Raw genomic sequence first — 12811 nt, forward strand, 5'->3', positions numbered from 1 at the left:
ATGCGAAGGAGCGTGCAATGGGACATTCTGTATTGGTGGTCGCGGAACACAACGACGAAACCTTGGTGTCAAGCACGGCGCATGCGATCGCAGCGGCCAAGCAGCTTGGCGATGTGACGGTTTTGGTTGCGGGGACTAATTGTGGCGGCGCCGCTCAAGCAGCAGCGCAATGCGACGGCGTGGCGAAAGTGCTTCAAGCCGACGCGCCGGAACTCGCGGGCCACACCGCAGAGGCGGTGACCGACGCGGTGCTCGCTTCGGCGCAGGGGGCACGATATATCGTTTTCCCCTCGACGGCGTTCGGCAAAAACGTCGCACCGCGTGTCGCAGCCAAACTCGATCGTGCGCAAATCTCCGACGTGATCCGCATCGTCGATGAGAAAACCTTCGTGCGCCCGATCTACGCGGGTAATGCGCTGGCAACCGTCACCTGCGACGATGAGCCGCTCGTCCTCACGGTGCGGACCACCGCGTTCGACGCAGTTGCGCAAAGGGACGCGGCGGCACCGATCGAATCGTTGTCCGTGACCTTTACCGGCCCCAAAGTGGAATTGGTAAGCCGTGAATTAACTCACTCGGAGCGTCCGGAACTCACTGCGGCGCGTGTCGTGGTGACCGGTGGGCGTGGCTTGGGCAGCGCCGAGCAGTTCCACGCGTTGTTGGAACCGCTTGCCGACAAACTCAACGCCGCGATCGGCGCGTCGCGCGCCGCGGTCGATGCCGGCTACGCACCGAACGACTGGCAAGTGGGGCAAACCGGCAAGATCGTCGCGCCGGAACTCTACATCGCGATCGGCGTTTCGGGTGCGATCCAGCACCTGGCCGGTATGAAGGATTCGAAAGTGATCGTCGCGATCAACAAAGACCCCGATGCCCCCATTTTCCAGGTTGCCGATTACGGCTTGGTCGCCGATCTTTTCCAAGCGGTCCCGGAATTGACCCAAAAACTGTAATCCCAAGGAGTGTGCGAAATGAGTGAATACCGTGCGCCGTTGCGCGATATGCGCTTTGTGATGGAAGAGTTGTGCGGTCTGGAACAGATCAGCCAGTTGCCGGGTTGTGAAGATGCCACCCCAGACGTAGTGCAAGCGATACTCGAAGAGGGTGGGAAATTCGCAACCGAGGTGCTCTCACCGCTCAATCGCGTGGGCGACCAAGAAGGGTGCCGCTGGGAAGATGGGCGTGTGATCACCCCGAGCGGGTGGAAAACGGCCTACCAGCAGTTCCGCGAAGCGGGCTGGACCGCGGTGGCCTGCGATCCCGAATATGGTGGCCAAGGATTGCCGAAGTTGGTCTCCACTGCGGTGATGGAGCTGTGGAAATCGGCGAACATGGCCTTTTCCCTCTGCCCGATGCTCACCCAAGGTGCGATCGAAGCGCTGATGCTTTGCGGCACCGACCGGCAAAAACAGCTCTACCTGCCCAAAATGGTGAGCGGGGAATGGACCGGCACGATGAACCTCACCGAACCGCAGGCAGGTTCTGACCTCTCCGCGGTACGGACCCGTGCCGAACCCATCGGCGATGGACGCTTTAAACTCTTCGGGCAGAAGATCTTTATCACCTACGGCGAACATGAGATGAGCGACAACATCGTCCATCTCGTTCTTGCCCGGCTTCCGGACGCGCCGGAAGGGGTAAAAGGGATCTCGCTCTTCGTCGTGCCCAAATACCTCGTCAATGAGGATGGTTCGCTCGGGGCGCGCAACGATGTGCGCTGCGTCTCGATCGAACACAAACTCGGGATTCATGCCAGCCCCACCTGCGTGCTCGCATTTGGTGACCAAGGTGGTGCGATCGGCGAACTCGTCGGTGAGCCGAACAAAGGGCTTCAGTACATGTTCATCATGATGAACGAAGCCCGTTTTGCCGTGGGGATGGAAGGGCTGGCGCTTTCCGAACGCGCTTATCAGCAAGCCCTTGCCTACGCGCAAGAACGCATTCAAGGGTTCGAGGTGGGGCAAAAGAGCGGTGAGCGCGTGCCGATCATCAAACACCCCGATGTCCGCCGGATGCTTTTGCGCATCAAGGCCCATACCGAAGCGATGCGGGCGATGAACTACCATGTCGCCGCAGCGTTCGACCTTGCCCGTCACCACCCCGACGAAAAAGTCCGGCAGCGCAGTCAGGCGTATGTCGAACTGATGATTCCCGTGGTGAAAGGGTGGTGCACGGAACGGGCGGTGGAGATGACCTCGCTCAACATCCAGGTGCATGGCGGTATGGGGTTCGTCGAAGAGACCGGCGCGGCGCAACATTTCCGTGACGCCCGCATCACCCCGATCTATGAAGGGACGACCGCGATTCAAGCGAACGACCTCATCGGTCGTAAAATCGCGCACAACGGCGGGATGGTCGCGCAGGGATTGGCGCAAGAGATGGAAAAAACGGTCGTCGAACTGCGTGCCACCGGTGATGCGGCGTTGGGGCGGATTGCGACGCGTCTCGAAGCGGGGATCGCTGCGCTGCGTAAAGGGGTCGAGTTCATCGTCGCGAACTACCAGAGCAATCCGAAATCGGCGCACGCCAGCTCGGTACCACTCCTTGAGCTCTTCGGCATCGTCTGCGGTGGTTGGCACATGGCGCGTGCGGCGCTCGTTGCCCATCAGCGTCTCTCCCAAGGAGATACCGCCGATCCGCGCTTCTACCAAGGCAAACGCGACACCGCCCGGTTCTATGCCGACCATATCCTGCCGCACGCAACGGCGCTTGCGGAAACGGTGGTCGATGGGGCCGAGGTGACCGTTGCGTTCACCGACGAAGCGTTCGCGCTGGGCATGTGAGCCATCGTGCTGCTGGGCGTTCCCAGCAGCAGGAACCAAAAAGCCCACCCGGAACGGGTGGGCTTTTTGCGTACGGGATCGTGCCGTGCGCTGATTCACAAAACCGTAACGGTTTTATCCTTCGGCCAACGGGTTTTTTCAGGTGGTTCGACGACGCGGTAACCGAATGCGACAAAGACCGCAAGTCCCCATGTTGTCCAGTCGATCGGATGAAAGCGGCTCAAAATCGCTTCGGCTTGTTCGCGATCGAACCCTTCGATCGGGCAGGAGTCGATCCCCAGAAGCGCCGCAGCGGTCATCATGTTCGCCAATGCCAGGTAGCATTGGCGCGCCGACCACTCGAAAAGCCCCGTGGGTGTTTCGAGCAGTTTGAACTCACGCTCCTGGAAATTGCGCACACGGGTTTGCCTTTGGTCAATGGTTGCGTCATCGAGACGCTTCACCTCGCGCATGTGTGCAGCAAGGTAAGGCGAATCCCAACGCACGTCCTTGCGCGCCAGGATCGCCACGACGTGGCTGGCCGTGGGAAATTGTCCCTGTGCGCCCCATGCCACAGGAAGTAACGCTTCCCGAACCGCACGATTTTGGAGCACCAAAAAGTGCCACGGTTCGAAGCCGAAAGAGCTTGGCGAAAGGCGAGCAGCCGTTAGGATTGCCTCCCAATCGTGCTCCGGGATGGTACGGGACGCATCGAACTGCTTGCATGCGTGACGAAAACGCCAAACCTGCTCGATCGCGTCGGCTTCCAACCAGCGAGCCATCGTACTACCTCCTCAAGAGCCGCGGTCGATCGTTATTGAACCTTCGCTTTCGCGACCAACTCCTCGATGTGGCGCTCCATCTTCTGCTGTTGCAGTTGTTGCGTGAGTTGCTCGCGAATCGACTCGAGCGCTGGTGGCGTTTGCGGGCGTACGTCGTCTAAGCGAATCACGTGCCAACCGAACTCACTTTTCACGGGCTGTTCGGTCATTTCCCCCTTCTTCAACTGGGTCATCGCGTCACTGAACGGTTTGACGAACATCTCGGGGGTCGCCCAGCCCAGATCGCCCCCTTTTTCACGGCTACCCGGGTCTTTCGACTGTTTGGCCAGTTCTTCCCACTTCACCTTGCCCGATTTCAGATCGGCAATCGCCTGCTTCGCGGCAGATTCGCTCTCGAAGAGGATATGGCGTACGTGGTACTCGTTGCCCGCAAACGCTTTTTTGATCTTTTCATACGCAGCCTGGAGCTCCGCGTCAGTAACCGGATGGTCTTTCATGTATTGAGTGAGATAGTGGCGCAGCAGCACGCCTTGCTTGGCCAGTGCCATTTCCGCTTGGACTTTCGCATCTTTGTCGAGCCCTGCTTTTTTTGCCGCCTGCTCGATCGCGACACGGCGGACCAGCTCCTCCCGAATCGCTTCGCGAAGCTCCGGCGTGTCTTTTTGCCCTTGCTCGATCTGTTTGTCGAGAATCGCTTGAAGGTGGGATTCTGGGATCGCCTGTCCATTGACCTTGGCAACGTCTCCAGCCCAGAGGGGGAGTGCGAAGGCGCCCGCAATGACGGATGCAGCGGTCAAACGGATCATGCGCTGGCTAATGGTTTTCATCGCTTTCCTTTCGAAGTCAATTGAACGTACCAAAATATGTCTTACAAACTCTGTGTTACACCCCAATAAAAGTGTCACGGTTCATCCGGCGTTTTCGCGGTGATTGCCAACGCGTGGATCGAGTTCATCAGCGAACCCAACGCGTCATAGACCATGCGATGCCGCTCGATGCTGCGTTTGCCCGCAAACTGGTCGGAGACGATCGTCACTGCATAATGGGTGCCGCCGTGCTGCGCGGCGGGGTTGTGCCCGGCGTGGAGGTGGCTTTGGTCTTCGATCTGCAGTCGGTAAGGCGAAAGCACGGCGGTAAGCCGTTCTCGGATCGCTTGTGTCTTTTCTGTCGGATTCATACTAGCTTTCTTCACCCTGTCTCGAACCGGTCGCGTTCGGTGTGTTCGTCGAAGGATCGAGCAGTGCGTGGCGGTGTAGCCAAAGTGCCTGTCCCACGACGAAAAGCAGCGTCAATCCCAACGTCCCGAAGAGCTTGAACTGGACCCATACCGCTTCGCTGAAGTGGCTGGCCACCCACCAGTTGAGCGCGCCCAAAAAAAGAAAGAAACCGGACCACGCATCCGAGAGGCTACGCCACTTTCGCGGCGGCAATTGGACATGGTGGCGCAGCGTAAGTTCCATCAGGTTGCGGCCGCTCAAACGCGCAATCCATAACGCGAGCGCCATGAACCAATAGACCGCAGTGGGCTTCCACTGAATGAAACGGGGATCGTGAAAGAAAATCGTTGCTCCACCCAAGAGCGTCACGAGGAAAAAGGTGACCCAGAGCGTTTTGTCGACGGGTTTGCGTCGTACTTTGAGCCAGACGATCTGCAACGCAGTCGCGCCGATGGTGACTGCGGTGGCCGCAAGGATGGGCACCCGATCGGGTGCAATCCCGTCACCGAACCAAGGCGCCAGCGCGTCGCGCCAGTCGGGCAGGACATTCAGCACCTGGTAGGTGAGAAAGAACGCGATCAGCGGAAAGAGGTCGAAAAGAAACTTCATGGTGACACGATTGTACCTGCTTTTCTCGGTACAATCGCAGGCATGAAAATCTTGGCTTTCGATACCGCTTCTGACCATGCGTGCGTCGCCGTCCAGTGGGATGAGGCGGTGCATACCCGTAAGCTTCAGGGCTATGCACGCCACTCCGAGCACTTGCTCGCGGCCATTGCCCAGACTTTTGCGGAAAAGGGGCTTGGCAACTGGCAGCAGGAGATCGATGCGATCGCGTTCGGTGCGGGACCCGGGGCATTCACCGGGGTTCGCTTGGCGTGCGCGGTGGCGCAGGGGATGGGGATGGCGTTGGGCAAACCTCTGTTGGCGCTCGACGCGCTGGCACTGGTCGGGCGCTCGGCATACCCGGAGGGCCCGAGTGGCCGCGTCTGGGTTGCTGCCGACGCCCGCATGGGTGAGTGGTACCACCGTTGGTTCGAAGTGACCGCGGGCGGGGAATGGCAACCACGTTCGGAACCCGCACTCGTCTCACCGCATACCGCCCGCTGGGATGAGATCGCGATTGATCCCGATGGTACCGAATTTCGTTTCGCGGGGTTTCGCCTCGCAGAGGGTTGGCCGGAATCGTGGCCAGCGCCATTCGAAACGCGCTGGATCGACGCGATCGCGCCCGAAGCGCTCCTTGCCGCGGCGCGCGCAGCCGCCGCGCAGGAGCAATTCGTCGCCGCCGATGCAGCGCAACCGGTTTATGTCCGGGAGCGCGTCGCGCTGACCCTGGAAGAACAGCAAGCGTTACGGGCAAAGAAACGCGAAGCGGCAACACAGAGTAGGGCATGAACGCGGTCACGATCGATCCGCTTACCCGTGCTGATCTCGATTGGCTCCTTCCTCTTGAGGCAGCATGCCAGCCCATGCCTTGGCAAGCGGACCATTTTGTGGCCTGTTGGCAACCCAATGCGTGCCAGCGAGGTTGGGCGCTTCGCTGCAATCACAGTCCTGTCGGTTATCTCGTGGGCCTGTGGGTCACTGACGAAGCCCATTTACTCAATCTGGTCGTAGCGCAACCCTATCGCCGACAGGGGTTTGGCGCGCGCCTACTGGCCCATTTCTTCGCCCATAACCAGGAAACGGCCACCTTTTGGCTCGAAGTCCGAGCCGACAATCGACCGGCAATCGGTCTCTACGAACGGCATGGTTTCCAGCGGGTAGCGCTCCGCAAAGCCTACTATCGCCTACCCGATGGCCAGCGCATCGATGCCTGGGTGATGCGCAAGGATCGCACCGCAGACGGGAGCGCGCGATGACCGATCTGTTGCGCCGTTTCGCATGGCTCGATGCGATGGAACTCACGCCGCTTTGGCGGTTGCGGTCCCGTTGGCTTATCTCCGATCGTTCTGCGCAGACGCAGACCGATGCCCAAACCAACCCCCAGGACGTCACGATCGATACCGACCGTTCGGCGCCGCGCTACCCGTGCCAGCAGACACAACGTCAGGCGTCCCGCCAACCAACCCCACCCCAGGCGCCGCCAGAGCCCCCTTCGTCGCGATCCCCTGAGCGGGCCGAGCAGATCGCCACGATGGATTGGGAGGCGCTCGAAGCGGCGATTCGCCGCTGTCAAGCCTGTCCGTTGTCGCGTGAGCGAACCCAAGCGGTGCCGGGTGTAGGGGATCACCGTGCCCGCTGGCTCTTTGTCGGCGAAGGGCCGGGACGCGAAGAGGATCGCCAGGGAGAGCCGTTCGTCGGACCGGCAGGGAAGTTGCTCGATGAGATGCTCTTTGCCCTTGGGCTCAGACGCGGTGCGGATGTCTATATCGCCAACGCGGTGAAATGCCGCCCCCCTTTGAACCGAACGCCGCACCCGGAAGAGATCGCCGCCTGCAACCCGTTCCTCGCGCGTCAAATCGCGCTCCTTGCGCCCCGCATCATCGTCGCGTTGGGCAAGCCAGCTGCTTTTGCGCTCCTCGACGAAGAGGTGAAAATCGCCCAAGCGCGTGGTCGTCGCTTCGATTACCACGGGATTCCCGTTGTCGTCACCTACCATCCCGCCTATTTGTTGCGCAACCCGGCAGACAAACGAAAGGCGTGGGAAGACTTGCTCTTTGCGCGCCGAATTTTGATGCAGCAGGTATAATCGTTTTCTATGACCGCAAAGCGAATACCGCTCCATCCCCGCAATCCGCAACCCCGTGGGATTGCGCAACTCGCCCAAATCTTGGCGAACGGGGGGATCGTCGCGATTCCTACCGACGCCAGCTATTCCCTGGTCTGGCCGGTGGGGGACGCCAACGCGCTCGTGCAAGTCCGCCGTTTGCGGGGGGTTGACGACAATCACCTCTTCACCCTCTTTTGTCCCGACCTCTCTATTTTGGGGCAATACGCCCGGGTCGACAATCAACAATATCGTTTGCTCAAACTCGGTACGCCAGGGCCATTTACTTTCATCTTGGAGGGAACGCACGAACTTCCTCGTCGTGTGCTCCATCCGAAACGGCGAACCATCGGCCTGCGCGTGCCCGACCACCCGGTCGTGCAGGCATTGTTGGCAGCGCACGGTGCGCCGCTACTAGCAACGACCGTTCAACCCGCCGGTGCCGAAGAACCACTTTCCGACCCCGATGCGATCCTCGACCAGTTGGGGCACGTACTCGCGGCGGTCGTCGACACCGAAGAGATGCCCCAGGGTGCGACCACGATCATCGACCTGACGGAACGCCCGCCTGTGATCCGTCGCCTGGGCTTGGGGGATCCGGCTCGCCTCGGGCTCGAAGTGGTTGAAAGCGAAACGTGATGGCAGAACTCATCGCGACGCTCGCGATTTGGGCGATTCCGGTCTTACTTGCCATCACCTTGCACGAAGCGGCGCATGGTTACGTGGCGCGCGCTTTCGGCGATCGCACCGCGGAGCGGCTAGGGCGTATCACGCTCAACCCCATCAAACACATCGATCCGGTCGGAACGGTCGCGGTTCCTGTCGGTATCCTCACGTTATCGACCCTGTTCGGTGGCCCCGCGATGCTCTTTGGCTGGGCGAAACCGGTTCCGGTCGATCCGCGCTTCCTGCGCCGCCCCAAGCAGGACATGTTTTGGGTCGCGGGGGCTGGTCCGATGATCAACCTCGCCCAAGCGCTCGTGTGGGCGCTCCTTTTCAAAGTGGCCTTCCTGTTCGGGCCGGGGGGCAGTTGGTTAGCGCTGGCTCGAATGAGCGACGCGGGCATTCACATCAACCTGATTTTGGCGCTCGTCAATCTCTTGCCCATTCCGCCACTCGACGGGGGACGCATGTTGGTTGCGGCATTGCCGTACCGTTTGGCAAGTTGGGTTGCGCGTTTGGAACCCTACGGCATGGTGATCGTATTGCTGCTCTTGTTCTCTGGCGGCCTGTCGATGATCCTCTGGCCGCTCTATGCGCTCTTTCGACAGTTTTTTCTCTCATTGGTCGGCATAGGAGTCTGATGTTCATGTACGCGGAACGCGTCGTCTCTGGCATGCGCCCCACCGGGCGACTGCATCTTGGACATTACCACGGCGTTTTGAAAAACTGGGTGAAACTTCAAGACGAGTACCCCTGTTTCTTCTTCGTTGCCGATTGGCATGCGCTGACCACGCAATACGATGAACCGCAATCGATCGCGCAACACACATGGGATCTCATCATCGACTGGCTTGCTGCTGGGATCAACCCGAACCAAGCCACGATCTTCATCCAATCGCGCGTGCTCGAACATGCCGAGCTTCATCTGCTTCTTTCGATGAGCACGCCGCTTGGCTGGCTGGAACGGGTTCCTACCTACAAGGACCAGATCGAAAAACTGTCGCACAAAGACCTGACCACCTACGGGTTTCTGGGTTATCCGGTGCTGCAGGCAGCAGACATCCTGATCTATCGCGCCAATCGGGTTCCCGTGGGCGAAGACCAGGTGCCGCACATCGAACTGACACGGGAAATCGCACGCCGCTTCAACCATTTTTATGGCCGAGAACCGGAATTCGAAGCCAAAGCGCTCGAAGCGGTGAAAAAACTGGGTGGGAAGCGGGCAAAACTCTACCTGGAGTTGCGAACGCGTTACCAGCAAAACGGTGACGACGAGGCGCTCGCGCAAGCCAAAGCGATGTTGGAAGAGGCGCAAAGCCTCACGTTAGGGGATCGGGAGCGGCTCTACGGTTATCTTGAAGGGCGGCACCGGTTGATCCTCGTCGAACCGGAAGCGCTTTTGACCGAAGCGGCGAAAATGCCTGGCCTCGACGGACAGAAGATGTCGAAAAGTTACGGCAACACGATCGCTCTCCGCGAAGAGCCCGAAATCGTCACCAAAAAAGTGCGCACGATGCGGACCGATCCTACCCGTGTGCGTCGGACCGACCCCGGTGAGCCAGAGCGCTGCCCGGTGTGGCAATTCCATAAAATCTACACCGACGCCACCTGTCACCAATGGGTCCAAGAAGGGTGCCGAACCGCGAAAATCGGCTGTCTTGAATGCAAACAACCGGTTCTCGACGCAATTCTCAAGGAACAGGCGCAGTTTCGCGAACGGGCGCAACCTTATCTGGACGACCCGTCGCTCGTGCGGGCGATCGTCGCTGACGGCTGCGAAAAAGCGCGTAAAGTCGCCCAAGAGACGATGCGCGACGTCCGGGAAGCGATGGGAATCGACTACACCTGATGTGAGATCCACCGTGTCTACCTCTGCGGCGAACGCAACGCGCGACGAAGCGCAGCATCCGGTTGCGCGCCTCTATGGCGCGCCGCTTGCGGAGCTCCCTGAAGATCTCTATATTCCGCCGCAGGCTTTGCGCCTATTGCTGGAAGCATTCGAGGGCCCTTTCGACCTCTTGTGGTTCCTGATCCGCAAGAACCGGATCGACTTGCGGGACATTCCCGTGGCGAAGCTCACTGAGCAGTATTTGGAATACGTCGCGGCGATGAAGGCGCTCGACCTCGATCTTGCCGCAGAGTACCTTGCGATGGCTGCAACCCTCATCGCGCTCAAAGCGCGGCTCCTGCTACCACGCGCTGCGGAGGCAACTTCGGACGAAGATGCGTCGGAAGACGATCCGCGGGCCCGGCTCGTGGCGCAACTCCTGCGGTATGAGCAGTACCGCCAGGCGGCAGAGACCCTGGATCGATTGCCTCGCGCCGGTCGCGATTTCACCTGGGCGCACCCTGTCGAAGTGGCAGAACCGATCGAACCCTCTCCGATACCGGCACCCTCGCTCCAAGCGCTTGCGCGCGCATGGTGGGGGCTCCTGGCGCGACAGGAGCAGCGGCGTCCCCACGAAGTGGTCGAAGAGCCGCTCACCGTCGCCGTGGTGACTCAGGCGCTTTTGGAGACGCTTCGGCTGGCGCGCCGGCCGCTGACGTTGTCGGAACTGCTACCCCCGTCCGCTGACCGACGGTACCTGGTCACGGCGTTTTTCGCGTTGTTGGAACTGACACGTCTCGGTGCGGTGGACCTGACCCAAGAGGAACCCCTTGCGCCCATCGTCGTCGTGCTCAGTGAAGCCGCAGACGAAGCGCTTGTCCCTGTGGTTTGGGAAAAGGGGAAGGGATGATGCGGTGCAACCAGGAACTCTCCGCTCACTGGCCGGTACGCCGTATCCTCGAAGCGATTCTTTTCGCTGCCGATCGGCCGCTGACCATCGCGGAACTACGCCAATGCTTCGACCCCGACCCCGGTAGCGACATCATTGCGTCGGCGCTTGCAGAATTGCAGCGAGAATGGGAAGGGCGGGCGCTCTCCCTCGTGTGCGTCGCGGAAGGGTGGCGTTTTCGCACCGTTGCTGAGGTTCAACCTTATCTCGCGCGTCTCTTTGCGCAGCAAAACCGACACCTGAGCCGCGCCATGCTCGAAACCCTTGCGATCATCGCCTACCAGGGCCCTGTGACGCGCGGCGAAATTTCGGAGATTCGCGGTGTCGAGCTCTCACCCAATCTGTTGCGACAACTCGAAGCGCGCGGGTGGATCGAGATCGTCGGACATCGGGACGGCCCGGGTCGGCCGGCGTTGTGGGCGATCACGCCGCGTTTGTTGAGTGATCTCGGTCTCAAGAGCCGTGACGAACTGCCGCAATTGCCCGAAGTCGCTGCAGAGAATGCGGCCAAAATCAGGAATGCCATCGACCATGACACGCAATAACACACATTCCGTCCGTGACGGTGCCGCACCAGCGTCAGCGGCGCAACCGGGAGAGCGTCTGCAAAAAGTTCTGGCTCGATTGGGGCTTGCGTCGCGCCGAACCGTCGAAGAATGGATTCGCGCCGGGCGCCTTCGGCTCAACGATCGGCCCGCCCAACTGGGTGACCGGGTCAAACCCGGAGACCGCATCAAACTGGACGGGAAACTGATCGAATGGCGCCGGGCAACGGCGTTTCCGCGGGTGATTCTGTACCACAAACCCGAAGGGGAGCTCGTTACGCGCGACGACCCGGAAGGCCGTCCCACGGTTTTCGATCGCTTGCCCGTTTTGCGCCGCGGCCGCTGGCTCGCGGTGGGGCGGCTCGACCTCAATACTTCTGGTTTGCTGATTTTCACTACCGATGGCGATTTGGCCAACCGCTTGATGCATCCCCGCTATGGGTGGGAAAGGGAATACGCCGTCCGAATTCTGGGTACCTTGACCCCTGAGGATCAAACGCAATTGCTGGAGGGGATCGTGCTCGAGGATGGCCCTGCTCAGTTCAATACCCTTGTCGATATCGGTGGACAAGGCGCGAACCACTGGTATCGGGTGACGATTGGCGAAGGGCGTAACCGCGAAGTGCGGCGTATGTTCGAAGCACTGGGGTATACGGTAAGTCGCCTGATCCGCGTGCGTTACGGTCCGATTGCGCTACCGCCCCGACTCAAACGCGGCATGTGGCAAGAATTGCCTCCGGAAGAGGTCTCCCGCCTCTTCGGGATTCCATTGCCCAAAGGGTTGGCAACGGCTGCGAAATCGCCCACCCCGCGTCCGCGTGCCTCGTGGCCCAGCCGTTTAAACGACAACAAAAAGAGAGGAGGATAGACCATGGCAGATCGCCGTTTGCGTGTTTTCTATACCGTCGTCAAATCGGGTTCCTTCACCCGTGCCGCGGAACGGCTGGGCATGACGCAACCTGCGGTGACCTTTCAGATCAAACAACTCGAAGAGCATTTCGATACCACGCTTATCGATCGCAGCCACCGTAAATTGCGTTTGACCCCTGCAGGCGAGATCGTCTTTGCCTATGCCGAGCGGATGATTCTCTTGGACGACGAGCTCGAAACCCGAATCAGTGAATTGACTCAAGAGTTGCGCGGGCCACTGACGATCGGCTGTTCAACGACGCTTGCCGCTTACTGGGCGCCCCGGCTCATCGAAGAGTTCAAGCGGCGCCATCCCAACGTGACTCCGCGCCTGATCGTCGGGAACTCGGAATTGACCCAGAATCGGGTCGCGAACCGCGAACTCGACATGGGAATGATCGAAATCGTCGCCGATGATCCCCACATCGAAGAGATTCCGGCTG

Annotated in this window: 16 protein-coding genes (1 of these 16 only partly in view); 12 read left to right on the forward strand and 4 right to left on the reverse strand. The window is 60.2% G+C overall.

Annotated elements, in window-relative coordinates; genetic code table 11:
• Positions 1 to 17 precede the first annotated feature (17 nt).
• Positions 18 to 953: an electron transfer flavoprotein subunit alpha/FixB family protein gene (locus tag ACYQ4Z_RS03960; protein WP_459860116.1), complete on the forward strand. Its 936-nt coding sequence runs from the start codon at positions 18 to 20 to the stop codon at positions 951 to 953.
• An 18-nt stretch (positions 954 to 971) separates the two neighbouring features.
• Positions 972 to 2783: an acyl-CoA dehydrogenase gene (locus ACYQ4Z_RS03965; RefSeq protein WP_219973186.1), complete on the forward strand. Its 1812-nt coding sequence runs from the start codon at positions 972 to 974 to the stop codon at positions 2781 to 2783.
• A gap of 95 nt (positions 2784 to 2878) precedes the next feature.
• On the opposite strand, the gene ACYQ4Z_RS03970 is transcribed toward ACYQ4Z_RS03965, so the two are convergent.
• The 4 genes from ACYQ4Z_RS03970 to ACYQ4Z_RS03985 form a co-directional block, all read right to left on the reverse strand.
• The gene (locus ACYQ4Z_RS03970; RefSeq protein ID WP_219973185.1) at positions 2879 to 3544 is read right to left on the reverse strand and encodes an NAD(P)H-dependent oxidoreductase; all 666 of its coding nucleotides are present in this window, start codon (positions 3542 to 3544) and stop codon (positions 2879 to 2881) included.
• Positions 3545 to 3576: 32 nt separating this feature from the next.
• Entirely contained in the window at positions 3577 to 4371 is a 795-nt protein-coding gene (locus ACYQ4Z_RS03975; protein WP_459860117.1) for a peptidylprolyl isomerase, read from the reverse strand.
• A 74-nt stretch (positions 4372 to 4445) separates the two neighbouring features.
• Positions 4446 to 4721, reverse strand: coding sequence for a BolA family protein (locus tag ACYQ4Z_RS03980; protein ID WP_217126806.1), 276 nt, complete (start codon positions 4719 to 4721; stop codon positions 4446 to 4448).
• Between the two features lies 1 nt (position 4722).
• A complete protein-coding gene (locus ACYQ4Z_RS03985; protein WP_219973183.1) occupies positions 4723 to 5370 on the reverse strand; it encodes a septation protein A in 648 nt (215 codons plus the stop codon).
• 42 nt (positions 5371 to 5412) lie between these two features.
• Here ACYQ4Z_RS03985 and tsaB point away from each other — a divergent pair, with 42 nt between their 5' ends.
• The 10 genes in view from tsaB to ACYQ4Z_RS04035 are tightly spaced (at most 13 nt apart) and all read left to right on the forward strand, a layout consistent with a single transcriptional unit that may run on beyond the window.
• On the forward strand, positions 5413 to 6159 hold the full coding sequence (gene tsaB, locus ACYQ4Z_RS03990; RefSeq protein ID WP_219973182.1) for a tRNA (adenosine(37)-N6)-threonylcarbamoyltransferase complex dimerization subunit type 1 TsaB: 747 nt from the start codon (positions 5413 to 5415) through the stop codon (positions 6157 to 6159).
• Positions 6156 to 6626, forward strand: a complete 471-nt coding sequence (gene rimI, locus ACYQ4Z_RS03995; protein WP_119335038.1) for a ribosomal protein S18-alanine N-acetyltransferase — start codon at positions 6156 to 6158, stop codon at positions 6624 to 6626. The genes tsaB and rimI overlap by 4 nt, the downstream gene beginning before the upstream one ends.
• The gene (locus ACYQ4Z_RS04000; RefSeq protein WP_438438914.1) at positions 6623 to 7456 is read left to right on the forward strand and encodes a uracil-DNA glycosylase; all 834 of its coding nucleotides are present in this window, start codon (positions 6623 to 6625) and stop codon (positions 7454 to 7456) included. The genes rimI and ACYQ4Z_RS04000 overlap by 4 nt, the downstream gene beginning before the upstream one ends.
• Positions 7457 to 7465: 9 nt before the next feature.
• Complete coding sequence (locus tag ACYQ4Z_RS04005; RefSeq protein WP_459860120.1) at positions 7466 to 8113, forward strand: L-threonylcarbamoyladenylate synthase; 648 nt, start codon at positions 7466 to 7468, stop codon at positions 8111 to 8113.
• Positions 8113 to 8778: a site-2 protease family protein gene (locus ACYQ4Z_RS04010; protein ID WP_119335041.1), complete on the forward strand. Its 666-nt coding sequence runs from the start codon at positions 8113 to 8115 to the stop codon at positions 8776 to 8778. The genes ACYQ4Z_RS04005 and ACYQ4Z_RS04010 overlap by 1 nt, the downstream gene beginning before the upstream one ends.
• Before the next feature lie 5 nt (positions 8779 to 8783).
• Entirely contained in the window at positions 8784 to 9986 is a 1203-nt protein-coding gene (locus ACYQ4Z_RS04015) for a tryptophan--tRNA ligase (RefSeq protein ID WP_219973179.1), read from the forward strand.
• Positions 9987 to 9999: 13 nt separating this feature from the next.
• Positions 10000 to 10875, forward strand: a complete 876-nt coding sequence (locus tag ACYQ4Z_RS04020; protein ID WP_219973178.1) for a segregation and condensation protein A — start codon at positions 10000 to 10002, stop codon at positions 10873 to 10875.
• Positions 10872 to 11459, forward strand: a complete 588-nt coding sequence (gene scpB / locus ACYQ4Z_RS04025) for an SMC-Scp complex subunit ScpB (RefSeq protein ID WP_459860121.1) — start codon at positions 10872 to 10874, stop codon at positions 11457 to 11459. The genes ACYQ4Z_RS04020 and scpB overlap by 4 nt, the downstream gene beginning before the upstream one ends.
• Positions 11446 to 12327 carry a 23S rRNA pseudouridine(2605) synthase RluB gene (gene rluB / locus ACYQ4Z_RS04030; protein WP_459860122.1) on the forward strand — a complete coding sequence of 294 codons (882 nt, stop codon included), beginning with the start codon at positions 11446 to 11448 and terminating at the stop codon, positions 12325 to 12327. Before scpB ends, rluB begins: the two co-directional genes overlap by 14 nt.
• Before the next feature lie 3 nt (positions 12328 to 12330).
• Positions 12331 to 12811: the 5' portion of a LysR family transcriptional regulator gene (locus tag ACYQ4Z_RS04035; protein ID WP_219973174.1), read on the forward strand. The gene runs 461 nt beyond the window's last position; the window shows 481 of its 942 coding nt (coding positions 1-481); the start codon lies at positions 12331 to 12333; its stop codon lies beyond the right edge, outside the window.

This window comes from Hydrogenophilus hirschii, from assembly GCF_054656675.1.

What these genes read in the sequence shown, in the direction of transcription:
- ACYQ4Z_RS03960 (WP_459860116.1), top strand. Translation starts at nt 18, where the DNA reads ATGGGACATTCTGTATTGGTGGTCGCGGAACACAACGACGAAACCTTG.
- ACYQ4Z_RS03965 (WP_219973186.1), top strand. Translation starts at nt 972, where the DNA reads ATGAGTGAATACCGTGCGCCGTTGCGCGATATGCGCTTTGTGATGGAA.
- ACYQ4Z_RS03970 (WP_219973185.1), bottom strand. Translation starts at nt 3,544, where the DNA reads ATGGCTCGCTGGTTGGAAGCCGACGCGATCGAGCAGGTTTGGCGTTTT.
- ACYQ4Z_RS03975 (WP_459860117.1), bottom strand. Translation starts at nt 4,371, where the DNA reads ATGAAAACCATTAGCCAGCGCATGATCCGTTTGACCGCTGCATCCGTC.
- ACYQ4Z_RS03980 (WP_217126806.1), bottom strand. Translation starts at nt 4,721, where the DNA reads ATGAATCCGACAGAAAAGACACAAGCGATCCGAGAACGGCTTACCGCC.
- ACYQ4Z_RS03985 (WP_219973183.1), bottom strand. Translation starts at nt 5,370, where the DNA reads ATGAAGTTTCTTTTCGACCTCTTTCCGCTGATCGCGTTCTTTCTCACC.
- tsaB (WP_219973182.1), top strand. Translation starts at nt 5,413, where the DNA reads ATGAAAATCTTGGCTTTCGATACCGCTTCTGACCATGCGTGCGTCGCC.
- rimI (WP_119335038.1), top strand. Translation starts at nt 6,156, where the DNA reads ATGAACGCGGTCACGATCGATCCGCTTACCCGTGCTGATCTCGATTGG.
- ACYQ4Z_RS04000 (WP_438438914.1), top strand. Translation starts at nt 6,623, where the DNA reads ATGACCGATCTGTTGCGCCGTTTCGCATGGCTCGATGCGATGGAACTC.
- ACYQ4Z_RS04005 (WP_459860120.1), top strand. Translation starts at nt 7,466, where the DNA reads ATGACCGCAAAGCGAATACCGCTCCATCCCCGCAATCCGCAACCCCGT.
- ACYQ4Z_RS04010 (WP_119335041.1), top strand. Translation starts at nt 8,113, where the DNA reads ATGGCAGAACTCATCGCGACGCTCGCGATTTGGGCGATTCCGGTCTTA.
- ACYQ4Z_RS04015 (WP_219973179.1), top strand. Translation starts at nt 8,784, where the DNA reads ATGTACGCGGAACGCGTCGTCTCTGGCATGCGCCCCACCGGGCGACTG.
- scpB (WP_459860121.1), top strand. Translation starts at nt 10,872, where the DNA reads ATGATGCGGTGCAACCAGGAACTCTCCGCTCACTGGCCGGTACGCCGT.
- rluB (WP_459860122.1), top strand. Translation starts at nt 11,446, where the DNA reads ATGACACGCAATAACACACATTCCGTCCGTGACGGTGCCGCACCAGCG.